This window comes from Muricoccus pecuniae (genome assembly GCF_014199205.1).
Taxonomy (GTDB): domain Bacteria; phylum Pseudomonadota; class Alphaproteobacteria; order Acetobacterales; family Acetobacteraceae; genus Roseomonas; species Roseomonas pecuniae.
Map to the genome: position 1 here is coordinate 392,323 of NZ_JACIJD010000001.1, position 26,037 is coordinate 418,359.

Annotated in this window: 20 protein-coding genes; 10 read left to right on the plus strand and 10 right to left on the minus strand. The window is 72.0% G+C overall.

What is annotated here, in order from left to right; genetic code table 11:
• Nucleotides 1-51: 51 nt before the first annotated feature.
• From FHS87_RS01770 to FHS87_RS01775, 3 genes are all read left to right on the plus strand, one after another.
• Nucleotides 52-1,458, plus strand: coding sequence for a polysaccharide biosynthesis protein (locus tag FHS87_RS01770; protein WP_184513167.1), 1,407 nt, complete (start codon nt 52-54; stop codon nt 1,456-1,458).
• A 604-nt stretch (nt 1,459-2,062) separates the two neighbouring features.
• On the plus strand, nt 2,063-3,625 hold the full coding sequence (locus tag FHS87_RS24420; RefSeq protein WP_246417723.1) for a Y-family DNA polymerase: 1,563 nt from the start codon (nt 2,063-2,065) through the stop codon (nt 3,623-3,625).
• Nucleotides 3,622-6,810: an error-prone DNA polymerase gene (locus FHS87_RS01775; protein WP_312861844.1), complete on the plus strand. Its 3,189-nt coding sequence runs from the start codon at nt 3,622-3,624 to the stop codon at nt 6,808-6,810. The genes FHS87_RS24420 and FHS87_RS01775 overlap by 4 nt, the downstream gene beginning before the upstream one ends.
• Nucleotides 6,811-6,829: 19 nt before the next feature.
• Here FHS87_RS01775 and FHS87_RS01780 read toward each other — a convergent pair whose 3' ends face one another.
• From FHS87_RS01780 to FHS87_RS01795, 4 genes are all read right to left on the minus strand, one after another.
• Complete coding sequence (locus tag FHS87_RS01780) at nt 6,830-7,204, minus strand: phage tail fiber protein (protein ID WP_184513171.1); 375 nt, start codon at nt 7,202-7,204, stop codon at nt 6,830-6,832.
• A 13-nt stretch (nt 7,205-7,217) separates the two neighbouring features.
• The gene (locus FHS87_RS01785; protein WP_184513173.1) at nt 7,218-8,465 is read right to left on the minus strand and encodes a hypothetical protein; all 1,248 of its coding nucleotides are present in this window, start codon (nt 8,463-8,465) and stop codon (nt 7,218-7,220) included.
• Nucleotides 8,465-10,870 (minus strand): glycosyl hydrolase family 28-related protein, encoded by a 2,406-nt coding sequence (locus tag FHS87_RS01790; protein ID WP_184513175.1) that lies wholly within the window; start codon nt 10,868-10,870, stop codon nt 8,465-8,467. The genes FHS87_RS01785 and FHS87_RS01790 overlap by 1 nt, the downstream gene beginning before the upstream one ends.
• Nucleotides 10,871-10,934: 64 nt before the next feature.
• Complete coding sequence (locus tag FHS87_RS01795) at nt 10,935-11,585, minus strand: hypothetical protein (protein WP_184513177.1); 651 nt, start codon at nt 11,583-11,585, stop codon at nt 10,935-10,937.
• A gap of 236 nt (nt 11,586-11,821) precedes the next feature.
• Here FHS87_RS01795 and FHS87_RS01800 point away from each other — a divergent pair, with 236 nt between their 5' ends.
• The 7 genes from FHS87_RS01800 to FHS87_RS01830 all read left to right on the plus strand — a co-directional run bounded on the left by FHS87_RS01800 (nt 11,822) and on the right by FHS87_RS01830 (nt 19,170).
• On the plus strand, nt 11,822-12,907 hold the full coding sequence (locus FHS87_RS01800; protein ID WP_184513179.1) for an extracellular solute-binding protein: 1,086 nt from the start codon (nt 11,822-11,824) through the stop codon (nt 12,905-12,907).
• Nucleotides 12,908-12,927: 20 nt separating this feature from the next.
• Nucleotides 12,928-13,980 (plus strand): ABC transporter ATP-binding protein, encoded by a 1,053-nt coding sequence (locus FHS87_RS01805; RefSeq protein WP_184513181.1) that lies wholly within the window; start codon nt 12,928-12,930, stop codon nt 13,978-13,980.
• Nucleotides 13,977-14,813: an ABC transporter permease gene (locus tag FHS87_RS01810; RefSeq protein ID WP_184513183.1), complete on the plus strand. Its 837-nt coding sequence runs from the start codon at nt 13,977-13,979 to the stop codon at nt 14,811-14,813. The genes FHS87_RS01805 and FHS87_RS01810 overlap by 4 nt, the downstream gene beginning before the upstream one ends.
• The gene (locus FHS87_RS01815) at nt 14,813-15,598 is read left to right on the plus strand and encodes an ABC transporter permease subunit (protein ID WP_246417725.1); all 786 of its coding nucleotides are present in this window, start codon (nt 14,813-14,815) and stop codon (nt 15,596-15,598) included. Before FHS87_RS01810 ends, FHS87_RS01815 begins: the two co-directional genes overlap by 1 nt.
• Before the next feature lie 81 nt (nt 15,599-15,679).
• Nucleotides 15,680-16,882: a pyridoxal phosphate-dependent aminotransferase gene (locus tag FHS87_RS01820; RefSeq protein ID WP_184513188.1), complete on the plus strand. Its 1,203-nt coding sequence runs from the start codon at nt 15,680-15,682 to the stop codon at nt 16,880-16,882.
• An 84-nt stretch (nt 16,883-16,966) separates the two neighbouring features.
• Complete coding sequence (locus tag FHS87_RS01825; RefSeq protein WP_184513190.1) at nt 16,967-18,172, plus strand: pyridoxal phosphate-dependent aminotransferase; 1,206 nt, start codon at nt 16,967-16,969, stop codon at nt 18,170-18,172.
• Nucleotides 18,169-19,170, plus strand: a complete 1,002-nt coding sequence (locus FHS87_RS01830) for a GNAT family N-acetyltransferase (protein WP_184513192.1) — start codon at nt 18,169-18,171, stop codon at nt 19,168-19,170. The genes FHS87_RS01825 and FHS87_RS01830 overlap by 4 nt, the downstream gene beginning before the upstream one ends.
• A gap of 209 nt (nt 19,171-19,379) precedes the next feature.
• On the opposite strand, the gene FHS87_RS01835 is transcribed toward FHS87_RS01830, so the two are convergent.
• From FHS87_RS01835 to FHS87_RS01860, 6 genes are read right to left on the minus strand one after another with little or no spacing between them, the layout of a single operon-like run.
• Nucleotides 19,380-20,306: a dihydrodipicolinate synthase family protein gene (locus FHS87_RS01835; RefSeq protein WP_184513194.1), complete on the minus strand. Its 927-nt coding sequence runs from the start codon at nt 20,304-20,306 to the stop codon at nt 19,380-19,382.
• A gap of 29 nt (nt 20,307-20,335) precedes the next feature.
• Nucleotides 20,336-22,087: an IlvD/Edd family dehydratase gene (locus FHS87_RS01840; RefSeq protein ID WP_184513196.1), complete on the minus strand. Its 1,752-nt coding sequence runs from the start codon at nt 22,085-22,087 to the stop codon at nt 20,336-20,338.
• Nucleotides 22,084-22,968 (minus strand): NAD(P)-dependent oxidoreductase, encoded by an 885-nt coding sequence (locus tag FHS87_RS01845; RefSeq protein ID WP_184513198.1) that lies wholly within the window; start codon nt 22,966-22,968, stop codon nt 22,084-22,086. The genes FHS87_RS01840 and FHS87_RS01845 overlap by 4 nt, the downstream gene beginning before the upstream one ends.
• Nucleotides 22,965-24,497, minus strand: a complete 1,533-nt coding sequence (locus FHS87_RS01850) for a tripartite tricarboxylate transporter permease (protein ID WP_184513200.1) — start codon at nt 24,495-24,497, stop codon at nt 22,965-22,967. Before FHS87_RS01850 ends, FHS87_RS01845 begins: the two co-directional genes overlap by 4 nt.
• A gap of 12 nt (nt 24,498-24,509) precedes the next feature.
• Complete coding sequence (locus FHS87_RS01855) at nt 24,510-24,992, minus strand: tripartite tricarboxylate transporter TctB family protein (protein ID WP_184513202.1); 483 nt, start codon at nt 24,990-24,992, stop codon at nt 24,510-24,512.
• Nucleotides 24,993-25,013: 21 nt separating this feature from the next.
• A complete protein-coding gene (locus FHS87_RS01860; protein ID WP_184513205.1) occupies nt 25,014-26,021 on the minus strand; it encodes a Bug family tripartite tricarboxylate transporter substrate binding protein in 1,008 nt (335 codons plus the stop codon).
• Nucleotides 26,022-26,037: the final 16 nt, after the last annotated feature.

Below are 26,037 nucleotides of genomic sequence, written 5' to 3' on the forward strand. Positions count from 1 at the left end.
CGCATTGCCGAACTCTCCAGCCTGCATCGTCCTCCATCGGAAGAGGATCTCGTGGAGCTCCGCTCCGCGACGCGATCCCTCATCCGGACGATGCGGGAGGAGGGGCGGCTCGCGCAGGATCCGATGGAGCTTGCCCTGACGCGCAGCGTCGATCTCCATCACGCAGCGGCGGAGCGGCGCCTGCGCGGCCGGCGCGTGCTGGTGACGGGCGGGTCGGGCTGCGTGGGGACGCGGCTGCGCGGGCTGATCGCCGGCTTCGGCCCGGCCGAGCTGGTCAACCTCGACATCGTGCCCCACCAGGGGGACGGAAGCTGGCTTCAGGCCGACATCCGCGATCCCGCCGCGCTTGATGCGGCCTTCGCGAAGGCGCGGCCGGAGGTGGTCTTTCACCTCGCCAGTATCCGCGAGCCCGGCAAGGCCGAGCTGGTGGTGGGAGAGGCGGTGGACACGAATGTCTTCGGCACCGCCAACGTGATCGAGGCCTGCCGGCGGCACGGAGTCGCCCAGGCCGTCTATTCCTCGACGGGGAAGTGCTACGCCTATCTTACGGATCACGTGTACACCGCGAGCAAGAAGCTCGCAGAGGTCCAGTGGGCGCGGGCGGCGCGCTCGGGCGGCCCCACGCTCTTCGCCATGACGCGCTTCACCCATGTGCTGGAGAACGGCGTGGTCGCGCGCGAGATCGCGGAGGGCATCCGCGACGGTCATGTCCGGCTGCACGGCCCGGACCGTCATTTCAACGTGCAGAACTTGCGCCAGGCAACGCATCTGCTGGTCAACGCGCTCGCCCTGGCCGGAGAGCACGAGCCCGGCCGGTTCTGGAGCGCGGTGGATCTCGGTTGGCCCGTCAACACGCTGGAACTGGCCCTGTTCGAGATCCTTCGCAGCGGGCGCGACGTGGCGGTGAGCTTCTCCGGCGTTCCCAGGGGCTATGACGAGAGCTTCTTCCGCGGCCAGTTCGACTGGAGCGGCGATCACGACTACCACCCCCTGGTGAATGCGCTGGAAGCGCCGGGAATGCTGGAGGACAGCACGGGCACGATGATCGGCGCCCCCGTCCTCTGCCCTTCCGAACCGGTGCTTCACAGTGTGCTGCGCGATCTCCGCCTCAAACTGGACGGAGCGGACCACGACGCCGCGATGAAGCAGTCCGTGCTGGACGCGGTGGCGGAGGTGGCGCGCGATGTTTTCGCCATGACGGAGCCGGGCAGGCTGCTCGATATCCTCTGGTGGGGTGCCGCGCCGGAATGGGCCGGGCCCGCGGGTTGCGCAGCGCGCTTCAGCCCACTCATGGGCATGCTGGCGGACGCCGTGCTGGCGGCCTTCGAAGGAGCGGTTCCGGGCTGCGCCGAGCAAGGCAAGCTTGCGGACATTGCCCATACATTCTCGAACATCGCGGGGCTCGAGGAACGGGCCGCCCGGCTGCGCGCCGTGGCGCAACCGCTTCACGCGGCCTGAGGCAGCGTTTCCTGCCGGCTGATTCGATGCTGCGCGACCAACTGCGGCGCGGATCGCGAGGCGCCTGGAAGGATCGGGAAATTTCAACCGCTGCGGGAACACTCTCGCGATCTTGTGCTGCGCTGGCGTGGACAGCGATGCCTGTGCAGCCCCTGGATGGGCTACAAACGGCATGGCTCAGGGAGAGCGTGCAATGGAACAGTTGCCCATGCAGGCCGCCGAAACGGAGGATGCTCTTGAGCAGGCCGTGACGGAGGCGTTCGATCGAATCCTGTCCCGCCTTCCCGTAGGGCGGCGCGTTGAGGCGCTGCGATCCTTGCGGGAGGAATTGGAGCGCTGCATCTCCGAAATGCCCATGAGCGGTGCGCCCGCGGATGCGACGGGAATGCGCGCCCGCTTCTCCGCCCTCGCCGCAGGCTTCGCGCCTTACGAGCCGGCACCCGCCATCCAGTAGCCCCCTATCCGACCGGGCCTGGGGCTTGGCCCCTGCGCCCCGTCGAGAGGCTTGCCAGTTCGCCGAATGACCGGAACATTTGGCGAACATGCTCCACGATTCGGCAGCCCCACCCCGCCTTGATCGCGCCCGCCGGCCGGGACGGCGCGCGTGAGGCGCCGCGCTTGCGAGCCGCCGAGGCTGCGGGCGCCGCTCGGCCCCGCAAGCCCCGCCGCAAGCCTTCCGGAAGGAGAGCCGGGACCCGGGCCGCGCTTCCTCGCCCTGCACCTGCCATGGCTGGCCACCGAGATCCTGCGCCTGCCCGGCCCCGTCCTCACCTGGCACATGCAGGGAAACCGGCGCCTCGTGGCCGCGGCGGATCCGGCGGCGCTGGCCCTGGGCGTCCGGCCCGGCCAGGCGTTGGGCGATGCGCAGGCCCTGGCGCCGGGTGTGCCGGCCCATCCCGACAGGCCGGAGGCGGCGGCGGCGCGGCTGTCGGACCTCGCCCTCTGGTCCCTGCGCATCGCCCCGCTCGCGGCGCCGGAGCCGCCGGACGGGCTGCTCGTGAACATCACCGGCGCGGTGGGCCTGCACGGGGGGGAAGGGGAGGTGCTGCGGCGCGCCGTGGCCGGGCTCGCGCGGCTGGGTCACGCGGCCTCCGGGGCCGTGGCGGGCAGCGCGGCGGCGGCCATGGCGCTGGCCCGCTGCGGCATCCCGGCCCTCGTGCCGGGGGGTGGGGAGGCGACGGCCCTGGCCCCCTTGCCCATCGAGGTCCTGCGGCTGGAGGCCGGGGTGGCGGCCGGCCTGCGCCGCCTGGGCCTGCACCGGATCGGGGAGGTGCTGTCCCAGCCCCGCGCGCCGCTCGCCCGCCGCTTCGGGGCCGGGCTGGTCCTCGCCCTCGACCGCGCGACGGGAATTGTCCCGGCGCCCTTCCGCAGCATCCGCCCCCCGCCCGACCGGCACGCGGCGCTCGATGTCGAGGAGCCCCTGATCACCCGCACCGCCATCGAGATCGCGGCGGAGCATCTGCTCGCGCGGCTCTGCGCGGGGCTGGAGAGGGAGGGGCGGGGGCTGCGGCGTCTCGTCCTGCGCGCCCACCGGGCCGATGGCGGGGTGCAGGAGTTGGCGGTCGGCCTCGGCCTGGCCAGCCGCGACCCGCGCCACCTCTCGCGCCTTCTCTCCCCGCGGCTGGAGGAACTGGCCCCGGGCTTCGGCTTCGACCGTATCGCGCTGCTGGCGGAGGCGACGGAGCTCCTGGCCGCCGCCCAGTCCGGGCTGGAGGGGGAGGACGGGCGCGCCGCCCTGGCCGCGCTTCTGGACCGCGTGGCGCAGCGCCTGCCCGCCTGGGGCCTGCGCCCGCGGGAGAGCCACTGGCCCGAGCGGGCGGTGGTGCGCGCCGACCCGCTCGCCCCAGGGACGGCGCCGGCAGCGGTGCCGGCGGGCTGGGCCGCGCGCCCGCGCCCGCTGCGCCTGCTGCGCCGGCCGGAGCGGTTGGAGGCGATGGCGCTGCTGCCGGACGACCCGCCCGTCCGCATCCTCTGGCGCGCCCGCTGGATCCCCGTGCGCGCGGCCGAGGGGCCGGAGCGGCTGGAGCCGGAATGGTGGCGGGACCGCCCCGGCCGCCCCGTGCGCGATTACTACCGGCTGGAGATACCCGATGGCCGCCGCCTCTGGGTCTGCCGCTCCGGCGGCCCGGGCTCGTCGCGCTGGTACCTGCACGGGATCCTGCCGTGAGCGGCTTCGCGGAACTCGCCGCGATGTCGAACTTCACCTTCCTGGAGGGGGCGTCGCATCCCTGGGAGCTGGTGGCGGCGGCGAAGCGGCTGGGCCATGCCGCCATCGGCATCGCGGACCGCAACTCCTTCGCCGGGCTGGTGCGCGGCATGGCGGCGGCGGAGGGGGCCGGCATCCGCTTCGTCCATGGCTGCCGCGTGGCGTTGGAGGACGGGGGGGAATACCTCGTCTGGCCGACGGACCGAGCCGCCTATGCGCGGCTCTCCCGCCTGCTCTCCGCCGCGCGGATGGCGGGGGAGAAGGGGGAGTGCCGCATCCCGCGCGAGGCGCTGGTCGCCGCCGCCGAGGGGCAGGTGATGGCGATCCTGCCGCCCGACGCGCCGGGCGAGGATTTCGCGCACCGCCTGCGGCGCGACGCGGAGGCGATGCGGCGTGCCCTGGCGCTGCCCCTCTTCGTCGCGGCCCAGCACCGCTTCGGCGGCGACGACCGGCGGCGGCTGCGACTCCTCTCGGCGATGGCGGGCTCCGCCCGGGCGGGGCTGCTGGCCGCGGGCGGGGTGCGGATGCACGCGGCCTCGCGCCGCCGGCTGGCGGACGTGCTGGCCGCGATCCGGCTGGGCGTGACGGTGGATGCGCTGGGCTTCCACGCCCAGGCGAATGCCGAGGCGCATCTGAAGGGCGAGGCGGAGATGCGGCGCCTCTTCGCCGGCCATGAGGACGCGGTGGAGGCGACCCTGCGCGTGATGGAGGCCTGCCGCTTCAGCCTGCGCGACCTCTCCTACGAGTATCCCGAGGAGATCCTGGAGCCCGGCCTGAGCGCGCAGGAGACCCTGGCGCGGCGCGTGGCCGAGGCGGTGCGGGAGAGATGGCCGCAGGGGCCGGCGCCGAAGGTGGCGGCGCAGATCGCCGAGGAAATGGCGCTGATCGCGCGCCGGGACTACGCGGCCTACTTCCTGACGGTCCACGAGATCGTGCGCTTTGCAAAGTCAAAGGGCATTCTCTGCCAAGGGCGGGGATCGGCGGCGAATTCGGCGGTGTGCTACGTGCTCGGCATCACCGCCGTCGATCCCTCCAAGCACCGCCTGCTCTTCGCGCGCTTCCTGAGCGACGCGCGCGGCGAGCCGCCCGATATCGACATCGACTTCGAGCACGAGCGGCGCGAGGAGGTGATCCAGCACATTTACGAGCGCTACGGCCGCGACCGCGCCGCCCTGGCGGCGACGCTCATCCGCTACCGCACGCGCAGCGCGGTGCGGGAGGTCGGGCGCGCGCTCGGCCTGTCCGACGACATCACGGGGCGGCTCGCCAAGGCGTCGTGGCACGATGGCGCGGAGACGCTGCGCGACGTCGCGCGCGGCGCGGGGCTGGACCCGGAGGCCGATCCGCGCCTCGGCATGGCGATGGACCTGGCGGGGGAGCTGCACGGCTTCCCGCGCCACCTGGCGACGCATGTCGGCGGCTTCATCATCACGCGCGGCAGGCTGACCGACCTCGCCATCGTGACGAAGGCGGCGATGGAGGACCGCCACACCGTCGAGTGGGACAAGGACGACATCGCGGTGCTGCGGATGTTGAAGGTCGATGTGCTGGGTCTCGGGATGCTCTCCTGCATCCGGCGCGCCTTCAACCTCCTCCGCCGCCACGAGGGGCTGGACCTGAACCTTCAGGCGGTGCCGCAGGACGATCCGGCAACCTACGAGATGCTCTCGCGCGGGGATTCGATCGGCGTCTTCCAGGTGGAGAGCCGGGCGCAGATGAACATGCTGCCGCGCATGCGGCCGCGTTGCTTCTATGACCTGGTGATCGAGGTGGCGCTCGTGCGCCCCGGCCCGATCCAGGGCGACATGGTGCACCCCTATCTTCGCCGCCGCGAGGGGCTGGAGCCGGTGGAGTACGAGAGGGCGGAGTTGGAGGAGGTGCTGCGGAACACGCTGGGCATCCCGCTCTTCCAGGAGCAGGCGATGGAGATCGCCATCGTCGGCGCGGGCTTCACGCCCGATCGTGCGGACGCGCTGCGTCGCGCGATGGCGGCGTGGCGGCACGGCGGCGATCTCGGCGTCTTCGAGCGGGAGTTCATCGACGGCATGACCGGCCGCGGCTACACGCCCGACTTCGCCGCGCGCTGCTTCCGGCAGATCAGGGGCTTCGGCGATTACGGTTTCCCCGAGAGCCACGCCGCCTCTTTCGCCCAGCTCGTCTACATCTCCGCCTGGATCAAGCGCCACCATCCCGCGGCCTTCGCCTGCGCGCTGCTGAACAGCCAGCCCATGGGCTTCTACGCCCCCGCGCAGATCGTGCGCGACGCACGGGCGCACGGGGTCGCGGTGCGCCCGGTGGACGTGACGGCCAGCGACTGGGACTGCACGCTGGAGCGGGACGGCGAGGGATGGGCGCTGCGGCTGGGGCTGCGCCAGGTCTCGGGACTGCCGAGGGAGGAGGGGGAGGCGGTGGCCGCCATGCGCCCGCGCGTCACGCCCGCGGCCCTGGCGGAGGCCGGGCTGGGCCGGCGCGCGCTGGACGCGCTGGCGCGGGCCGATGCCTTCCGCGGCCTCGGGCTGGAGCGCCGTCGCGCCCTGTGGGAAGCGGCGGCCGTGGAGCGCGCCGCCCCGCCTCCGCTGCCGCTCTTCGCCGCGGCCGAGGCCGCCCCATCCCTGCCCGGCGAGACAGAGGGGGAGGAGACGGCGCTGGACTACGGCGCGACGGGGCTGACGCTGCGCGCGCATCCAGTGGCGCTGCTGCGGGAGCGGCTGGCACGGCTCGGCCTGCGGGACAGCCGCGCGGTGGCGGCGGCGCGCGGGGGGCAGAGGATCCGCACGGCCGGGCTCGTGCTCGTGCGGCAGCGGCCGGGCAGCGCGAGGGGCACCGTCTTCTTCACGCTGGAGGACGAGTTCGGCACGATCAACCTCGTGCTGCACCCCCGGGTGATCGAGGCGAACCGCGCGCCCGTGGTGGCGGCGCGGCTGCTGCTGGTGGAGGGCAGGGTGGAGCGCTACGACGGCGGCGCGGTGCCGATCGTGCATCTCGTTGGCGAGCGCCTCTCGGACCGCTCCGCGCTGCTCGATGGTCTCCACGGGATGGGCGCCCTGGCGGTGCCGCTGGCGCGGGCCGACGAGGTCGCGCGCGGGACGGACCACCGGCCCGACCCGCGCGGCCCCGCCTTCCCGTCCAGCCGGGACTGGCACTAGGGAGGGTGCCCCGGAAGCGTCAGGACGGGTTCACCACCAGGCTCTCCGCCGCCAACGTCACCGTGCCGGCGCCCGTCATCGTGACGGCGGCGTTGAGCGGCGAGACGAGCAGCGGGTTGCCGCCCGAGGCCGCGTCGTAGAGCGCCACATGGCTCAGCGTGCCGGCGGCGGCGGAGAAGACGAAGCGGATCGCCTCCGCGTTGCGCTGGGCGCCCGTGCCGGTGAAGGTCACGCGCTGGCGGGCATAGCCATTGCCCACCGGCTCCCCGGTCAGCCCCGCCGAGGCGGAGCCGCCGGTGCCGAGCGCGGCGAAGACATTGCCGGGCAGGCCCGGCGCACGGGCGCAGATGGCGCGGGCCAGCAGGTTGCGGGCGTAATCGGTCAGGTCGGACATGGGGGGATCTCCTCTAGTTCGCGGTGAGCGCCTGCAGGGCCGCGTCCGGCAGGCGGGTGGGGTGGAGGTCGAGCGCACCGATCTCGCCGAAGGTGGCACCAACGAGGTCGGATTGGTTGTGGCCGATCAGCAGGCGGCTGATGGAGGGAATGGCGCCCGCGACGTTGACGGAAGCCGAGCCGCCCATCGACACGCTCGTCCCTGCGGCGTCCCAGGCCAGCGCCACCTTGAAGGGCACGCCGGAGGTGAGACTCCCGAGACTGCCGATGCCGATGACCGTGCCGCTGATCACCTTGAGGGCGTTGACGAGGCTCCCGCCACTCGCGTTCCGCAGGACGATGCGATTGCTGAGCGTGCCGTCGTCCAGGCAGAGCAGGCCCTGGTTGGAGGAAGCCGCGGCCTGGGGCAGCATGAACGTCCCCACCAGCGTTCCGCGCGCCGCCTGGGCGGGCGTCAGCGCGAGGCTCGGCGCGTCGGCGGCGCGCGTGGCTGCGGCGGGGGCGCCCGCTGGCGGCAGGATGGGCGAGGAGCCGAAGGCGCCCTGCTCCAGCGTCGGCCAGCCGATCTCCAGCGTCTCGTCATAGGCCTGGCCGGCCGTGCAGGACAGCGACAAGCCGTGCTGCATGTGAGTGATGGAGGTACTGGTGCCCGTGGTGCGCGTATGGCTACGCCGCTCCATCGCCGACGAGGGAGCGACCAGGGTGTTGATGACGCTCTCCACCGTGGCTCCCGCGCCGTCGCGCGCGATCAGGCGCAGGCCGTAGCCGCCGAACGGTGCCGGTGCCTCGACGCGCCGTAGGAACGCCGCCCCGGTCCAGGTCTGGTTCGGTCCGGCCGGGCAGGCATTCGCGGCATCGAAGCTGATGATGAAAGCCCCCGTCACACCGGCTGTCCCGGAGAGACGCAGCCGTAGGGCGCTCATCCCACCGGTGCTGACCATGCCGACGACCTGGCATAAGACACCGCTGACGGGCTGCAGGTTCCAGTTCGTCGGCAACGTGCCCGGCGTGCCGGCCACCGCTCCTTCCGCACGGGGGTTGCGGACGCCGTTGGTGCGCTGGCCCTCGATCAGCAGTCGCCGCCCCACGCCGTGAAAGCGTGGGGTGCCGGCCGCGACCTCGGCCCAGCTCGTGCCGTCGGCGCCCAGTGCCAGGCCCGCGGTCGTGCGCGCCGGAAGGATTGGGGAAAGAAGGCTGCCCGGCGCGATGAGCCGGAGCGGCCCGCCGCCGAGCGCGTGGATGGAAGGAGTGGCTCCGATCATTATGGCGCTCCTCCGCCGGTGAGGTAGCAAAGCTTCGTCGTGCCTCCATCGGGCGAGAGGACGAGGAGGCTGGCGACGGCGCCCGCACGGATCTTCGTGTAGCCGTCAGCATTCACGATCGCCGAGGAGAAGCCGGTGAGCGTGATCGCGAGGTCGGCCGCGGTGCGGTTCACGACCATGCAGGCGAAGCCGTTGCCGGTCGCCGCCCAGTCGAGGGAGAGCGTCGTACCGGCGTTGGCGACCACCATCCGCGCGTTGTGCGAGGCGAAGATCAGCGCCGTCGCGGCGGAGGTGACGGCCATGGGCATGGCGCGCTGGACGTAACTGTTGTCCACGTAGTTGCGCGTCGCGGCCTGCATCGCGGCGGCCGGATCGGCCGGCAGGGTCAGCGGCCCCGTCAGCGTCACAGCGCCGTTGGCGGCGATGCGCAGGCGCTCCGCGAGCGTGCCCGCCGAGCGCGTCTCGACGACGATGGCGCCGGATTCCGCCCCCGTCGTCACGGCCTCTGCCACCGCCGCGATGCGGCCGAAGGTCACCTCCGCCGAGGCGCTGTTGTTGCCGTTCGCCTCCAGCGCGGCCAAGCGGTCGTTCGCGGCCGGCGTGGCCGAGAGGCGGCGCAGGCGCAGCGTCAGCGGCTGCGTCATGCCGTTGTTGCCGAGGGCATAGACCGGGTTCGGGTTCAGCGAGGCGTCGCCCGAGAGCTGGATGTCCGACCCGGCCACGCTGAGCGAGGCCGCAGCGGTGTCCGCGCTGCCGTGCAGGCGCAGCATCGCGCCCGTGCTCGCATTGCGGCGGTGCAGGGCGACGATGCCGTCCGAGCGGGCCGAGAGCCGCGTCTCGATCGCGCCGGCGGAGGAGATCGCCGCCAGTTCCGATTGCCCGCCGATCTGGCGCGCGATCCCGACGGCGTTGTTCATCCGGCTGCCCGAGATCTGGACTTTCTGGATGGCGGCCGCGCTCTGCCCCGTGAGGCTCGCGCTCTTCATGTCGCAGCCCAGGATCTGCAGGCTGTCGGCGTTATCGAAGACGTGGACGGCGCCGTAGATGTCGCAGCCCATCAGCACGAGGCCACCGTCCAGCAGCTCCACCGAACGGCCAGAGCCCGCGGGCAGCATGACGCCGGCGATGGTGTTGTGGTCGGCCGACTGGCAGTCCACCACCAGCGCGCGGCCCTTGCTGGACCAGAAGCCGCCATACCACTTGTTGCGGTTCGCCTGGGCGCTGATCTGGACGCCGATCGTCGCGGGATCGACGACGATGCCGTCCAGGCCGCAGTTCACGAACTGGCCGGAATGCGTCAGGTCGTCCAGATGCCAGCCGGTGTCATGGCCGAATTCGAAGCAGTTGACGAAGTTCGGCATGTCGGAGTCGTAGACCCAGAAGGCCTTGCCGCGCCGGTGGGTCGGCGTGGGATTGACCGTGCCGCCGTTGCTGAAGCTGCCGGAGAAGCTGCTGCCGGCCAGGTCCAGCGTGGTGGCGCTGGGCACGCCGGCGATGGTGAAGCGCCCGTTCGCGCCCGCCACCCCGCCCACGCCGGAGACGACGACGAGGTCGCCCGACCGCAGCTCATGCGCCGAGCCCAGGGTGAGGCGGACGAGGCCCGATCCGTTGTTGACGCAGCCGATGACGTTGTAGCTGGGCGAGGAGAAGGTTCGGCCCGTGGTGGCCAGCGGGTGCCAGTTGATGCGCTCGTTGTGCGAGATGTCGTAGGACTTGCCGAGATAGAGGCCGTTGGTGCAGTCGCCCAGCACGTCCCGGATGCGCGTGCGGCTCGCGCCGTTGCTGTAGATGCCCCAGTTGAAGCCGATGATCAGCAGGCCGCGCACGGAGGCGTCGGTCGCGTTGGTCGCGCTGCTGCCCGTCGTGCCGTCGCCGATGCTGACCGCCGTGCCGGAGAAGGCGGCGATGCAGTCCAGCGCCTCGCGGAGGGTGGTGGGCGCGGTGAAGCCCTTGCGCAGGATCGCCACCTGCTCCAGCGCCGCGTTCCGGCGCAGGCGGATCGTGCGCGCGGGGTTCAGCACGAGGCAGTAGGGCAGGGCGCTGTAGTCGTTGTTCACGCGCCAGCCACCGGGATCGCCGCCGCCCTGGAGCGTGACATTGGCGGGGATGACGAGGTCCGCGCTGTCGATGAGGTAGCGGCGCGGCCCGACGAGCACGACGCCGCCCGAGGCCGCGGCGGCGTTCAGGGCGGCCTGGAAGGCGGCCGTGTCATCCGTGGTGCCGTTGCCCACCGCGCCGTAGTCGCGGACATGCAGGGGGCGGTCGGCCATGAGGGTGGTGCGGATCTGGCCGAAGGTGGTCCTGCGTGTCTCGGCCGCGGAACCCACGCCCTGCACGAAAGGGGAGATGTCCGTGTCGGTCAGGGCGGTGGCTGGCGGAAGATCGGTGATCTTGCTGTCGGGCATGGGGGCTTGCGGCTCCGTGATGGGGGCGGCGTCGGGGGGAGGAAGCTGGGACGGTCGGGCGGCGCTACATCACGAGCCGGGTGCCGGTCTCGGCGAGGAGGTTGAACCCGGACTCGAGGAGCAGCGCGAAGGCGGGGAGGACGACGAAGCTGGGGGAGAGCAGCGCGACCAGGGCATCCGCCGCGTCCTCCACCTTCAGCCGGTAGCCGTTGCCGGGGGTAGGCGCGGTGAAGGTGGTGCTCGCCACGCCGGCGGCGACGGCGACGGTGATGGGGCCGCGCACCACGCTGCCCGCGGCGTCCAGGATGCTGAACCGGAGGTTCGTGGTCGCGCCCGAGGCGGTGGCGTGCACCGTGAAGGTCTCGCCCTCGTTCACGCCGCTGGGCATGGCGCCGAGGGAGACGCAGCGCGCGATCGCCGCGGCCGCCAGGTCGGCGCCGAGGTCGAGCGAGCCCGCGCCGCTGAGCCGGATCGGGGAGGACGAGGCATCCACCACCAGCCCGTTGCCGACCTCCGCATTGCTGCGGACCGGCAGGAGCGCGGTGGCGTCCGAGGCCTGGAGGACCACCATATGGCCGGCCAGCAGGCGGTTGGCCGCGGGGGTGAAGTAGCCGGCGGACAGGACCGTCGCCCTGCTGTCCGTGGTCTTGTAGAGCCAGAGGGTGAAGCTGTCCGCCGCGACGAGCGGGATCAGGTTGCTGGAGTTGTAGGGCATGCGGGCACGGCTCCTGCGGGCGGACGCGAAAAACCCCGCTCCGGCGGGGGCCGGGCGGGGCGGAAGGGGGCGGATGGGATGCGGGCGCAGTTGTCCCGTTGATAGGAGGGGAGGTAACCGAGGCTTTGTCCTATGTCAAGAAATACTTCCTAGATCATGCTAGAAAAAATACCCAGCTTGCGCCCGCCGCGCTTCGCCATAACCTCAACCGCCCCCAGCGCCCTCCGGGAGACGGCATGAACCCCTTCCGCCCCTTCCTGCTCGCCCTCCTGCCGGCCCTAGCCCTCGCCTGGACGGCGGCCGCGCAGCCCGTGCTGAACGTCTACAACTGGACCGACTACATCGATCCCCGCGCGATCGAGGGCTTCCAGCAGGAGACGGGCATCCGGGTCCGCTACGACGTGTTCGACAGCCTGGAGACGCTGGAGGGCAAGCTCTCCGCCGGCCGCTCCGGCTACGACGTGATCGTGCCCACCAGCGAGCCGAGCTTCGCGCGCCTGGCCCGCGCCGGCGCGCTGCGCGTGCTGGACCGCGCCGCCATTCCCAACTGGGGCAACCAGGATCCCGCGCTGCTGGCCCAGGTGGCGGGAAGCGATCCCGGCAACCGGCACGGCGCCATCTATCTCTGGGGCACGATCGGCCTCGGCCTGCGGCCGGACCGCATCCGGGCGCTGGCGCCCGACGCGCCGCTGGACAGCTTCGACCTGCTTCTCAAACCGGAGAACGCGGCCCGAATCGCGCGCTGCGGCATCGCCATCATGGACAGCGGCATCGACGTGATCCCCTCCGTCCTCCGCTGGCTGGGCAAGGATCCCAACAGCGCCGACGCCGCCGATGCCCGCGCCGCCGAGGCCGCACTGCTGGCCATCCGCCCGCATGTGCGCGCCATCATCTCCTCCGCCGCCATCACCGACGCGCTGGCGCAGGGGGAGTACTGCGCCGTGCTCACCTATTCCGGTGACGTCGTGCAGGCGCAGAACCGCGCCCCGAATGGCGGCCTGGCCTATGCGCAGCCGAAGGAGGGCGCGCAGCTCTGGTTCGACATGCTCGCCATTCCCGCCGACGCACCCAATCCCGAGGCCGCCCAGCGGTTCATCGACTACATGCTGCGCCCGGCGGTGATCGCGGGGGTGACGAATCAGGTGCGCTATCCCAACGCCGTCCCGGCCTCCCGCCCGCATCTGCGCGCGGAGGTGGCGGCGGACCCGAACATCTATCCCCCGCCGGAGGCCATCGCGCGCAGCTTCACCGTCTCCGCCCCCGGCCCGGCGGCGGAGCGCGCCCGCGCCCGCTCCTGGTCCCGCTTCAAGGCCGGCCGTTGACGGGCGACGGCGCGGGAGCGGTGACCCCGCCACGCCTCTCCCTCCGCGGCGTCACGCGGCGCTTCGACAGTGTTGCGGCGCTGGACGGCGTGACGCTCGATGTCGCACCCGGCGAGTTCCTCGCGCTGCTCGGCGGCTCGGGCTCGGGCAAGTCCACCCTGCTGCGCGTCGTCGCGGGCTTCGAGCGGCCGGATTCCGGCACGGTGATGCTGGACGGCGCGGATCTCCTCGGCGTGCCGCCGCACCGCCGGCCCGTGAACATGATGTTCCAGTCCTACGCGCTCTTCCCGCACATGACGGTGGCGGCAAACATCGCCTACGGGCTGAAGCGCGAGGGCCGGCCACGCGCGGAGATCGCGTCGCGCGTGGCGGAGGCTGTCTCCATGCTGCGGCTGGAGGGGCTGGAGTCGCGCCGCCCGCATGCCCTCTCGGGCGGGCAGCGCCAGCGCGTGGCCCTCGCCCGTGCCCTGGTGAAGCGGCCGCGCCTGCTCCTGCTGGACGAGCCCCTGGGCGCGCTGGACGCCAACCTGCGGGAGCGCACGGGCTTCGAGCTGCGCGCCATCCAGCGGGAGAGCGGCGCCGCCTTCGTCATGGTCACCCACGACCAGGCCGAGGCCCTGGCCCTGGCCGACCGCGTGGCGGTGATGGATCGCGGCCGCCTCGTCCAGGTCGCCCCGCCGCGCGAGGTCTATGACCGTCCCGCCACCCGCTTCGTCGCCGAGTTCCTGGGCGCCGCCAATGTCATCACCGGCACCCGCACCGCCGACGGGGCGCTGGAGAGCCCCGGCGCCGCCTGCACCCTGCGCCCGGCCGCGCCGCTCCCGCTGGGGGTGGAGGCCGTCGCCCTGCGGCCGGAGCGCGTGCGGATCGGCCCGGCGATCGGCGAGAACACGGCGGCCGGCCGGGTGGAGGACGCCGCTTTCCGCGGCGAGAGCACGCTTCTGCTCGTCCGCCTCGCCGGCGGCGCCACCCTGCGCGTGCTGCACGCGGAGGAGGACGGCGCCCCGCCCCCGCCCGGGGCCGAGCTGCGCGTGAGCTGGGACGCCGCCTCGGTGGTGCCGCTGCGCGCATGAGGATCGCCCTTCGCCTCCTCCCCGGCCTCTGGCTCGCCCTGCTCGTCGCCGCGCCGCTCGCGCTGGTGGCGGTGATGGCCCTCTCCTGGCAGGCGGAGGGGGTGCCGCCCTACAGCCCGCCCTGGGGAGGGGAGGGGATCAACCCCGAGAACCTTCGCCTGATCCTGGAGGACCCGCATTACCGGGACTCGCTGGCGCAGTCCCTCGTCACCGCCACCCTCACGGCCGGGCTCTGCCTCCTGCTCGCCGCCCCCATGGGCATCGCCATCGCCCGCGCGGGGCGGTGGCGGGACGCGCTGCTGGCGGCGGTGCTGCTGCCCTTCTGGACGGGCTTCCTCATCCGCCTCGGCGCCTGGATCGGGCTGCTGCGGGACGAGGGCTGGATCAATGGCCTGCTGCGCGCCCTCGGCCTGGTGGAGGCGCCCGTGCCGCTTCTCTACACCGAGGGCGCGATGCTCCTGGGCATGGTCCATGCCTACCTGCCCTTCGCCGTCCTGCCCGTCTTCGCCGCCGCGACCCGGCTGGACCCCGCGCTGGAGCAGGCCGCGGCCGATCTCGGCGCCACGCCGGGCCGCGCCTTCCTCGGCATCACCCTGCCGCAGCTCTTCCCGGCGATGGCGGCGGCCTTTCTCCTCGTTCTCATCCCGGCGGCGGGGGAGTACGTGATTCCCGAGCTTCTCGGCCCGCCCGAGGCCACCCTGGTCGGCCGCGTGGTCTTCCAGGAGTTCTTCGGGAACCGCGACTGGCCCGTCGCCTCCGCCCTGGCCCTCGCGCTGCTGGCCCTGCTGATCCTCCCCATCCTCCTCTTCCAGCGGCTGGGGCGGGAAGGATGATGCCCGGCCCGGTCCGCGCCGCCCTCTGGGCCGGCATCGCCTTCCTCTGGCTGCCCGTGGTGCTGCTGGTGGCCTATGCCTTCTCGGCCAGCCCGGTCCCCTTCCGATGGGGCGGCTTCTCCCTCCGCTGGTTCGCCGCCCTGGCCGCGAACGAGCGCCTGCTGGAGGCCGCCTGGCTCTCGCTGCGGGTCGCCGCCGGTGCCGCGACGCTGGCCGTGCTGCTGGGCGGGGCCACGGGCTGGGTGCTCGCCCGCCACGGCCCCTTCGCCGGGCGCGCGCTGCTCGGCGCCCTGGCGGGGGCGCCGCTCGTCCTGCCGGAGGTGGTGACGGGCCTCTCCCTCCTCCTGCTCTTCGTCGCGCTGGAATCCGCCATCGGCTGGCCCGCGGGGCGGGGGGCGCTGACGGTCCTGCTCGCCCATGCGACCCTCGGCAGCGCCTATGTGGCCGTGATCGTCCAGTCCCGCCTCGCCAGCCGTGAGCGCGACCTGGAGGAGGCGGCGCTGGACCTCGGCGCCACCCCCGCGGCGGCCTTCGCCACCGTTACCCTGCCGCTCATGGCGCCCTCGCTCGCCGCCGGATGGCTGCTCGCCTTCACCCTCTCGCTGGACGACGTGGTGCTGGCCTCCTTCACCTCGGGCCCCGCGGGCACCACCCTGCCGGTGGCCCTCTTCTCCATGCTGCGGCTCGGCATGACGCCGGAGGTGAATGCGCTCGCCACCCTTCTCCTCGCCGCGGCGGGGCTCACCCTGGCGGCGGTGGGGCTGTTATTGCGCCGTCGCGGCTGAAATGCGCATTCCGCCGGTTCCGCCGCGCGCCGAGGGGGGCTAGGTTCCGGCCCCGTCGCGAAACTCTCGAAGACTGGAACGATGTCCCTCACCGCCGAGCGCCTGAACAAGGTATCCCCCTCCCAGACCATCGCCATCTCCACCAAGGCGCGCGAGATGAAGGCGGCGGGGCGGGACATCATCAGCCTCTCGGCCGGCGAGCCGGACTTCCCGACGCCGCGCAACATCAAGGACGCGGCGATCCGGGCGATCGAGGAGGGCCAGACCCTCTACACCGACGTCTCCGGCACCCCCGCCCTCCGCAAGGCCGTTGCCGCCAAGTTCGGGCGCGACAACCGCCTCGACTACAAGCCGGAGGAGATTATCGTCTCCACCGGCGGCAAGCAGGTGATCTTCAACGCGATGGTGGCCACCCTCGACAAGGGCGACGAGGTCATCATCCCCGCCCCCTGCTGGGTCTCCTACCCCGACATCGTCGCGCTGGCCGACGGCACCCCGGTGACGATCCCCGCCGGGCCGAACCAGGGCTTCAAGATCACCGCCGAGCAGCTCGAAGCCGCCATCACGCCCCGGACGAAGTGGCTGATGCTGAACAACCCGTGCAACCCCACGGGCGCCGCCTACACGGCCGAAGAGCTCAAGGCACTGACGGACGTGCTGCTGCGCCACCCGCATGTCTGGGTCTTCACCGACGACATCTACGAGAAGCTCGTCTATGGCGACTTCAAGTTCGCCACCGTCGTCGAGGTGGAGCCGCGCCTGCGCGACCGCACGCTGACGATGAACGGCTGCTCCAAGGCCTATGCGATGACGGGCTGGCGCATCGGCTTCGCCGGCGCTCCCGTGGCGCTGACCAAGGCGATGGACAAGCTGCAGAGCCAGTCCACCTCCAACACCTCCTCCATCTCCCAGGCCGCCGCCGTCGAGGCGCTGAACGGCCCGCAGGACGATGTGGAGACCATGCGCCAGGCCTTCGAGCGCCGCCGTGACCTCGTCGTCTCCATGCTGAACGAGGCGCCGGGCATCCACTGCAACACGCCGGAGGGCGCCTTCTACGTCTTCCCCTCCGTCCAGGGCTGCCTGGGCAAGACGACCAAGGCGGGCAAGCGGCTGGAGACGGACGAGGATTTCGTCCTCGCCCTGCTGGAGGAGGAGGGCGTCGCCACCGTGCACGGCTCGGCCTTCCTCTTCCCGGGCTACATGCGCATCTCCTACGCCGCGGCCGAGGAGCAGCTGCGCGAGGCCTGCGCGCGCATCCAGCGCTTCTGCCAAGGCCTGAACTGATGCCTCGCCTGCACTGACGTCTTGCGCGCCGTCCCGCGGGGCGGCGCGCACCCCTTGTCCGATCCGCTCACTGGAACCCGCCGAATGCCCGCCCTCGCCCAGAGGCTGCAGGAGATCGTCATCTCCGGCTCCACCCGCATGTCCATCCGCGCGCGCGAGCTGCGCGAGGCCGGGCAGGAGGTCATCAGCCTGACGGTCGGCGAGCCCGACTTCGCCACCCCGCCCGAGGCGATCGAGGCCGCGCATCAGGCGGCGCTGGCGGGCAGGACGAAGTATCCCCCCAATGACGGCTGGCCCGAGCTGAAGGCTGCCGTGCAGCGCAAGTTCCGCCGCGAGAACGGGCTGGACTACGCCCTCGACGAGATCATCGTCGCCAATGGCGGCAAGCAGGTGATCCTCGACGCCATCCTCGCCACCGTGGATGCGGGCGACGAGATCGTCATCCCCACGCCCTTCTGGTCGGCCTATGCCGATATCGGCAAGCTGGCCGGCGGCGTGCCGGTTCTCGTGCCCTGCCCGCAGAACAACGGCTTCAAGCTGCGCCCCGAGGACCTGGAGGCCGCCATCACCCCGCGCACGAAGTGGGTGACGCTGAATTTCCCCAACAACCCCTCCGGCGCCGCCCTCACCCGCGCGGAGGTGAAGGCGCTGGCGGATGTGCTGATGCGCCACCCCCATGTCTGGGTGCTCTCGGACGAGATGTACGAGCACATCATCTACGAGGACACGGGCGGGCATCACTCCATCGCTGCCGTCGAGCCCGGGCTGCGCGAGCGCACCCTCACCGTGTCGGGCGCCTCCAAGACCTATGCGATGACGGGCTGGCGCGTCGGCTTCGGCGGCGGGCCGCGCGCGCTGATCAAGGCGATGACCAACATGCAGAGCCAGACAACGAACGGCATCGCCACCGTCGCCCAGGCCGCGACCATCGCCGCGCTGGACGGCCCGCAGGACGGGGTGGAGGAGCGGCGGCGCCTCTACCGCGAGCGCCGCGACCTCGTCGTCTCCATGCTGAACGAGTGCCCCGGCCTGCAGTGCCACAAGCCCGAGGGCGCCTTCTACGTCTATCCCAGCGTCGCCGGCTGTCTCGGCAAGACGACCGCGGGCGGCAAGCGGCTGGAGACCGACGAGGACGTGGCGATGGCGCTGCTGGAGGAGAACCACGTCGCCACCGTCTCCGGCGCTGCCTATTCCATGAGCCCCTATATCCGCCTCTCCTACGCGGCGGACACGGAGACGCTGCGCGAGGCCTGCGCCCGCATCCAGGACTTCTGCCGGGGCCTGGCATGAGCTTCACCATCCGCCCCGGCCGTGACGCCGATGCGGATGACTTCATCCGCCTGATCGGCGACGCCTGGGCGGAGTACCCGAACTGCGTGCTGGACGTGGATGCGGAGGTGCCCGAACTGCGGGCGCTCGCCACGCATTTCGCGAAGAACGGCGGCGCCCTCTGGGCCGCCGAGGCGGAGGATGGCGAGGTAGTCGGCATGGTCGCCACCCGCCCGCTGCGCGACGAGGACGAGGCCTGGGAGATCGGCCGGATGTACGTAGCCCGCGCGGCCCGCGGCAGCGGCCTCGCCCACGCGCTGCTGGACGGCGCCGAGCGCCACGCCGTCGCCCATGGCGCGCGCCGCATGATCCTCTGGACGGACACGCGCTTCGAATCCGCCCACCGCTTCTACGAGAAGCGCGGCTATGTCCGGGCGGGCTCCATCCGCATCCTGGACGACATCTCGAAGTCGCTCGAGTTCCGCTACGCCAAGCCCGCGACGGGCGTGGTGGTGGAGGCGCTCGACGCCGCCGCCGCCTCGAGCGCGGAGCGCCGGCTGGCCGAGATCATGGTCGCCTGCGTCGCGGCCGGCGCCTCCGTCTCCTACCTGCCTCCGCTCTCGCCCGAGGTGGCGCGCGCCTTCTGGCGCGGCGTCTCCGCCGATGTTGCGACGGGGCGCGCGGTGCTGCTCGCCGCCTGGTGCGACGGACAGCTCGCCGGCACCGTGCAGCTCGCCCTCGCGCCCCAGCCCAACGCCGCCCATCGCTCGGAGGTGACGAAGCTGCTGGTGGACCCCGCCTTCCGGCGCCGCGGCATTGGACGCGCGCTCATGCTGCGCGTGGAGCAGGCCGCGCGCGGCATCGGGCGCCGGCTTCTGGTGCTGGACACCCGCGCCGACGACGATGGAGAACGGCTCTACCGCTCGCTGGGCTGGCAGGAGGCCGGGACCATCCCCGGCTACGCCATGGAGGCCGGGGGCGGGCTGTCCGACACCGTCCTCTTCTGGAAGCGCCCTTAGGCTACGCGGGACGCCGTCGCTGCGGCGTGGCCGATCGGCCTGTAGGACAAAGCCAGCACTCCCGTCGGGATGGAAGAAGCCGCGGGTGAATGCCGGCGGCCGCTTCTGGCTCCCCTTGCCCCAGACTGCCGCTTCGACACCAACGATTGCATCCAGCAGAGCAGCTCGTCGCTGGCACGAGGCTCGTTCCTCGCTTCTTCCGCCTGACCCTACCGGCCCCACCGGAGCACGAGCGGATCGGTCCGGCGCGCCACCTCGATCAGCCCCGCGCGCGTCGCGGGGTGCAGCGGCTGGAGCGGGGCGCGGGGTGCGTCGCAAGCGATCACCCCGCCTTCCTTCATCAGCGCCTTGGCCGCGAGAAGGCCGCATTGCCGGTTCTCGTAGTTGATGAGGGGAAGCCAGCGCTGGTAGGCCTCCGCCGCCTCCTCACGCCGCCCCTCGCGATAGGCATCGACGATCTGCCGGATGCCGTCGGGGAACCCGCCGCCGGTCATGGCGCCCGTGGCGCCCGCGTCGAGATCGGCCATGAGGGTGATCGCCTCCTCCCCGTCCCAGGGACCTTCCACCGCCTCGCCCCCGAGCGCGATCAGCTCGCGCAGCTTGGCTGCGGCGAAGGGAACCTCGATTTTGAAGTAGGAGACCTGCTCGATCTCGCGCGCCATGCGGGCGAGGAAGGTGGCCGACAGGGCCGTGCCGCTGACGGGCGCGTCCTGAATCATGATCGGGATACCAATTGCATCCGACACGCCGCGGAAGAAATCGAGGATCCCGATCTCGGGCACGCGAATGGTGGCGCCGTGATAGGGCGGCATCACCATCACCATCGCCGCGCCCGCCGCCTGTGCCTGGCGGGACCGCTCGGCGCAGATCCGGGTGGAGAAATGCGTGGTGGTCACGATCACCGGCACGCGCCCGGCGACGTGGTCCAGGATCTCCGCCGTCAGCACCTCGCGCTCGCGGTCCGAGAGCACGAACTGCTCGGAGAAGTTGGCGAGGATGCAGAGCCCATCGGACCCCGCATCGATCATGAAGTCCACGCAGCGCTTCTGCCCCGCGAGGTCGAGCGCGCCGCCCTCGTCGAAGATGGTGGGCACGACGGGGAAGACGCCCTGGTAGCGGGGACGGGACGAGGTCATCGCAACTCTCCGGATCTGCCGAGGGCGGGTCAGTGGTTGTCGCGCGCGACCGGGGCGCCGCTGTTGCCGACGAGGAAGTCGAGGTCCACGCCCTTGTCGGCCTGCAGCACGTGCTGGACATACATGCGGGTGTAGCCGCGCTCGGCGAGCGGGGTAGGGGGCGGCACCCAGGCGGCGCGGCGGGCGGCGAGCTCCGCTTCGTCCACATGCAGGTGCAGGCTGCGCGCGGGCACGTCGAGGGTGATGGTGTCGCCGTTCTGCACGAGCGCCAGATTGCCGCCCGCCATCGCCTCCGGCGCGACGTGGAGCACCACGGTGCCATAGGCCGTGCCGGACATGCGGGCGTCGGAGATGCGGATCATGTCGCGCACGCCCTGGCGCAGCAGCTTCGGCGGCAGGGGCATGTTCCCAACCTCCGCCATGCCGGGATAGCCCTTCGGGCCGCAATATTTCAGCACCATGACGCAGCTCTCGTCGATGTCGAGATCCTCGTCGTTGATGCGCTCGTGCAGGTCCTCGATGCTCTCGAACACCACGGCGCGGCCGGTGTGCTGCAGCAGATGCGGCGATGCGGCGGAGGGCTTGATGACGGCGCCATCGGGGCAGAGATTGCCGCGCAGGATGGCGATGCCGGCCTGGGCCTTGAAGGGCGCGTCGTAGGAGTGGATGACGTCGCGGTTCCAGCACTGGGCATCCGCCACGTTCTCGGCGAGCGTACGGCCATTGGCGGTGATCGCGTCGCCGTGGAGGAGGCTGCGCTCGACGAGGTCCCGCAGCACCACGGGCAGGCCGCCGGCGTAGTAAAAATCCTCCATCAGGTGCTCGCCGGAGGGCCGGAGGTTCACGAGGCAGTTCACTTCGCTCGCCAGCCGGTCGAAATCCTCCAGCTCCAGCGTCACGCCGAGGCGGCCGGCGATGGCCAGCAGGTGCACCACGGCGTTGGTGGAGCCGCCGATGGCGGCCAGAGTCCGGATCGCGTTCTCGAAGGCCTGGCGCGTCAGGATCTTCGAGAGGCGCATGTCCTCCCGCACCATCTCGACGATCCGCCGCCCGGCGAGGCGCGCCAGCTCGTTGCGCCGCGCATCGGGCGCCGGGATGGCGGCGTTGCCGGGCAGGCCGACGCCGAGCGCCTCGACCATCGAGGCCATGGTGGAGGCCGTGCCCATGGTCATGCAGGAGCCGGCGGAGCGCGACATCGCGCCCTCGGCCTCGTGGAACTCGCGCAGCGTGATCTCGCCGGCGCGGAGCTGCTCGCTCATGGAGATGGTGTTGGTGCCCGAGCCGATCTTCTGCCCGCGGTAGTGGCCGCTGAGCATCGGGCCGCCCGAGACGCCGATGGTCGGCAGGTCCACGCTGGCCGCGCCCATCAGCAGGGAGGGCGTGGTCTTGTCGCAGCCCATCAGCAGCACGACGCCGTCGAGCGGGTTGGCGCGCAGCGCCTCCTCCACGTCCATGGAGGCGAGATTGCGGTAGAGCATGGCCGTCGGGCGCATCTGCGTCTCGCCCAGGCTCAGCACAGGGAATTCCAGCGGATAGCCGCCGGCCTCCAGGATGCCGTAGCGCACGTGCTCGGCGATGGTGCGGAAATGCCCGTTGCAGGGCGTCAGCTCGGACCAGGTGTTGCAGATGCCCACCACCGGGCGCCCGTCGAACTGGTCGTTGGGCAGGCCGCGGTTGCGCAGCCAGGAGCGGTAGTAGAAGCCCATCTTGTCCTGGCGCGCGAACCAAGCGCGGGAGCGCAGCTCACCAGGTTTCCTGTAGTCGTTCGGGTCGTCGGTCACGGGGTGGTTTCCTCAAGCCGGGCGGGATTGCGCCGCTCCAGCTCCAACAGCAGTGCGGAGTGGTCCGGGTCGCCCTCGGCCGCGATCAGGTCGCGGAAGAGGCCGGCGGTGATGGCAGTATAGGGCGTCTCGCCGAGTCCGAGGCGCGAGGCCGCGTCCAGCGTGTTGTCGAGGTCCTTCAGATGCGTCACGCAGCGGCCGCGCGTGGCGAAGTCGCGCTCGATCATGCGCTGGGCGTGCAGGTCGAGGATGCGGCTCTCGGCGAAGCCGCCGCGCAGGGCCTCGCGCAGCCGCGCGGGATCGGCGCCGCCGCGCGCCGCGATCAGGAACGCCTCCGCCACCGCGCCGATGGTCGCGCCGACGATCACCTGGTTCGCCAGCTTGGCGAGCTGACCGGCCCCGCTGGGCCCGACCAGCACGGGCCGGCCCAGGGCGCGCAGCGCGGGTTCGGCGCGGGCGAAGACCTCGGCCTCGCCGCCTGCCATAATGGCCAGCGTGCCGTCGGTCGCGGCGGTGGTGCCGCCCGAGACGGGCGCGTCCAGGTGGTGCACGCCGCGGGCGGCAAGGCGGCGCGCGTGGTCCTGCGCCTCGGCCGGGCGGATGGAGGACATGTCGGCGACGATGGATCCCGCCGGGATGGCGGCGTCCACGCCCCCGAAGAGCACGGCCTCCACGATCGGGCCGTTCTCCAGCATCGTGATCACCAGTTCGGCGCCGGCGGCTGCCTCGGCCGCGGAGGGCGCGGCGGCCGCGCCGGCCTGGACGAGGGGCGCCGCCTTGCCGGGACTGCGGTTCCAGACCGTCAGGGCATGCCCGGCGGCGAGGAGGTTGCGCGCCATGGGCGCCCCCATCAGGCCCAGGCCGAGGAAGGCGATCCTCATGCGCGGTTCTCCGCCTGGGCGAGCTTCATGGCCCGGCTGGTCCGATGCCGGCCGAGAAGCGCGGCCATCACGGGCCAGAGAAGGAAGAGGACGGCCAGCGTGGAGAGCGTGCCGACCAGCGGGTTGGACCAGAGCACGCCCAGTGAGCCGTTGGAGAGGAGCATCGACTGGCGGAAGGCATCTTCCGCCTTGTCGCCGATTACCATGGCGAGGACGAGCGGGGCCAGCGGGTAGTCCAGCTTCTTCATCAGGAAGCCCGCGGCCCCGAAAACGAGGGCCAGCCAGAGGTCGAACGGCGCGCCCGCGACGGTGTAGGCGCCGACGAGGCAGACGGTGACGATGATCGGCCCGATGACGGAGAAGGAGACGGAGAGCATGGCCGCGAAGAGCGGCACGGTGGCGAGGGCCAGGACCACGCCGATCACGTTGCCCAGATACATCGAGGCGATCATGCCCCAGACGAAGTCGCGCTGCTCGGTGAAGAGCATCGGCCCCGGATTCAGCCCCCAGATCATCAGCCCGCCCAGCATGACCGCCGAGGTCGCCGAGCCCGGGATGCCGAGGGCGAGCATGGGCAGCATGGCGGAGGTGCCGGCGGAGTGGTCTGCCGTCTCGGGCGCGATCACGCCCTCCGGCTCGCCCTGGCCGAAGCGGGCGCCGTTGCGCGACATTCGCCGCGCCAGGCCGTAGGACATGAAGGAGGCGGCGGTGGGGCCGCCCGGCGTGATGCCCATCCACACCCCCACCGCGCTGCCGCGCAGCACCGCGACCCAGTAGCGCGGCAGGCTGACAAGGGCCCGCAGCATGGCGCGGGGATCGAGGCGGCCGTTCGCCCCCTTGAACTCCGGCCCTTCCTCGATCGTCAGCAGCAACTCGCCCAGGCCGAAGAGGCCGATCACGACGACGAGGAAGGAGATGCCGCGGATCAGCTCGGGGATGTCGAAGGTCAGGCGCATGGAGCCGGAGACGGTGTCCATCCCCATCATGCCGAAGCCGAAGCCCAGGCCGAGCGAGACAATCGTCTTTAGCGGCGCGCCGCCGCCGAAGGCGATGAATGAGGCGAAGGCGAGGAAGTAGACCGCGAAATACTCCGGCGGCCCGAAGCGCAGCGCGAAGGAGGCGACCGCGCTGGAGAGCAGGGTGATGACGACGATGCCGACCATCGCGCCGATGCCGGCGGACAGGAAGGCGAGGGTCAGCGCCTCGCTCGCGCGCCCCTGCCGCGCCATGGGGTAGCCGTCGAAGGTGGTGGCGACGGAGGACGGCTCGCCCGGGATGTTGAAGAGAATGGAGGTGGTGGACCCGCCGAACAGCGCCCCCCAGTAGAGGCTGGTGAGCAGGATGATGGCCGAGACGGGGTCCATGGTGAAGGTGAGCGGCAGCAGCAGCGTGACGCCGTTCGGCGCCCCGAGCCCGGGCAGCACGCCGACGAGGACGCCGAGCAGCACCCCCGCCATCATGAGCATCAGGTGGTGGGCGGTGAGCGCGACGGAGAAGCCGTGCATCAGCGCGTCGAGATTGGACAGCATGTCGCGCCCCCCTCAGCCCAGGCCCAGCATCACTTCGAGCGGCCCCTTCAGGAGCGGCACGGCGAACCATTTCTCGAACACGACGAAGGTGATGGCGGTGACGCCGAGCGCGACGCCGAGGGCCGTGCCCCAAGGCCGCTTCCCGGTGAAGCGGATGGTGCCCAGCAGGTAGAGCGCCATGGCGAGGTAGAGACCGAGCCACTGCGCCACCAGCACCATGCCGAGGACGGGAAGGGCGAAGCGCAGCACGCGCCCGCCGCCCTCCGCCTCCACTACCACGGCCTGCGACAGGGCCGCGCGGTTGCGCCAGGCCTGGAAGGCGACGAGGGCCGCGGCCGCCATGAGGATGAGGGAGACGCGGTAGGGGAAGAAGCCGGCCTGGGGACCATCGGCGGCCCAGCCCGTCTCGAGTTCCACCGTGCCGCGCAAGCCGATGGCGCCGACGAGGAAGACGAGCCCGGCGAAGCCGTACTCCAGTTGCAGTCGGTTCAGCATGGCCCGGCCCTCCCGCCCGCGTCAGTTCACCAGCCAGCCTTCGGGGGCGTAGATCTCCCGCGCCGCGCGCTCCTCGCGCTCGGCCATGGCGCGCATCTCGGCCGGGGACATGAGGGCGGCGCTCTGGCTCGTGCGCTGCAGGTAGTCCTTCCATTCCGGGGTCTCGGCCACACGCCGCATCACCTCGGCCCAGTAGGCCTGGGCCGCGGGCGGCACGCCCGGCGGCAAGAAGATGGTACGGGGCATGCGGTACTCCTCGATCGGCACGCCCTGGCTCGCGCAGGTCGGGATGTCGGACCAGGCCTGGGCCTCGGTCACGCGCGGGCCCTGGGGCAGCGGATCGGGGCGGAAGACGCAGAGGGGGCGGACCTGGCCGCCGCGCCAGCCACCGATGCTCTCGGCGGGGTTGTTGGTGTTGGCGTCGATGTGGCCGCCCGCGAGCTGCACCCCCGCCTCGCCGCCGCTGCGGAAGGGGATGTAGTTGAAGCGCACGCCGGTGGCGCGCTGCACCAGCAGCGTCAGCACCTGGTCCGTGTCCTTGGTCTGGCTGCCGCCCATGCGGATGGCGCCCGGACGCTCCCGCGCGGCGGCGACGAGGTCGGCCGCGCTGCGATAGGGGGAGTCCTCCTTCACCCACAGCATGAACTCGTCATAGGCCATGACGGTCACGGGGGTGAGATCCTGCGCCTTCCAGGCCACCCGCGCCACCAGCGGCAGCAGCCACTCGTTGTTCGTGCCGAAGATCACCTTGTGCGGGTCGCCCTGGGCGCCGCGGCCGTAGACGAAGCCCTCGGCCCCCGATCCTGCGCCCTTGTTGCTGACGACGATGGAGGTGGGAACAAGGTTGTGGCGGGTGATCGCCGCCTGCACCGCGCGGGCGAAGAGGTCCGTGCCGCCGCCGGCCCCGGCGGTGACGATGAACTCCACCGGCCGCGTGGGCTGCCAGGATGCCTGGGCGGCGGCGGGCGGCGCGGCGCCCAGGATCGTGCAGAGGGCGGCGCCCAGCGCGGCCCTTCGGAACAGCTTCATGAACTCTCCTCCTGTC

Excerpts from the sequence above, each read along its gene's own strand:
- FHS87_RS01780 (WP_184513171.1), bottom strand. The coding sequence starts at position 7,204 with ATGTCCGACCTGACCGATTACGCCCGCAACCTGCTGGCCCGCGCCATC.
- FHS87_RS01785 (WP_184513173.1), bottom strand. The coding sequence starts at position 8,465 with ATGATCGGAGCCACTCCTTCCATCCACGCGCTCGGCGGCGGGCCGCTC.
- FHS87_RS01790 (WP_184513175.1), bottom strand. The coding sequence starts at position 10,870 with ATGCCCGACAGCAAGATCACCGATCTTCCGCCAGCCACCGCCCTGACC.
- FHS87_RS01795 (WP_184513177.1), bottom strand. The coding sequence starts at position 11,585 with ATGCCCTACAACTCCAGCAACCTGATCCCGCTCGTCGCGGCGGACAGC.
- FHS87_RS01800 (WP_184513179.1), top strand. The coding sequence starts at position 11,822 with ATGAACCCCTTCCGCCCCTTCCTGCTCGCCCTCCTGCCGGCCCTAGCC.
- FHS87_RS01810 (WP_184513183.1), top strand. The coding sequence starts at position 13,977 with ATGAGGATCGCCCTTCGCCTCCTCCCCGGCCTCTGGCTCGCCCTGCTC.
- FHS87_RS01815 (WP_246417725.1), top strand. The coding sequence starts at position 14,813 with ATGCCCGGCCCGGTCCGCGCCGCCCTCTGGGCCGGCATCGCCTTCCTC.
- FHS87_RS01820 (WP_184513188.1), top strand. The coding sequence starts at position 15,680 with ATGTCCCTCACCGCCGAGCGCCTGAACAAGGTATCCCCCTCCCAGACC.
- FHS87_RS01825 (WP_184513190.1), top strand. The coding sequence starts at position 16,967 with ATGCCCGCCCTCGCCCAGAGGCTGCAGGAGATCGTCATCTCCGGCTCC.
- FHS87_RS01830 (WP_184513192.1), top strand. The coding sequence starts at position 18,169 with ATGAGCTTCACCATCCGCCCCGGCCGTGACGCCGATGCGGATGACTTC.
- FHS87_RS01835 (WP_184513194.1), bottom strand. The coding sequence starts at position 20,306 with ATGACCTCGTCCCGTCCCCGCTACCAGGGCGTCTTCCCCGTCGTGCCC.
- FHS87_RS01845 (WP_184513198.1), bottom strand. The coding sequence starts at position 22,968 with ATGAGGATCGCCTTCCTCGGCCTGGGCCTGATGGGGGCGCCCATGGCG.
- FHS87_RS01850 (WP_184513200.1), bottom strand. The coding sequence starts at position 24,497 with ATGCTGTCCAATCTCGACGCGCTGATGCACGGCTTCTCCGTCGCGCTC.
- FHS87_RS01855 (WP_184513202.1), bottom strand. The coding sequence starts at position 24,992 with ATGCTGAACCGACTGCAACTGGAGTACGGCTTCGCCGGGCTCGTCTTC.
- FHS87_RS01860 (WP_184513205.1), bottom strand. The coding sequence starts at position 26,021 with ATGAAGCTGTTCCGAAGGGCCGCGCTGGGCGCCGCCCTCTGCACGATC.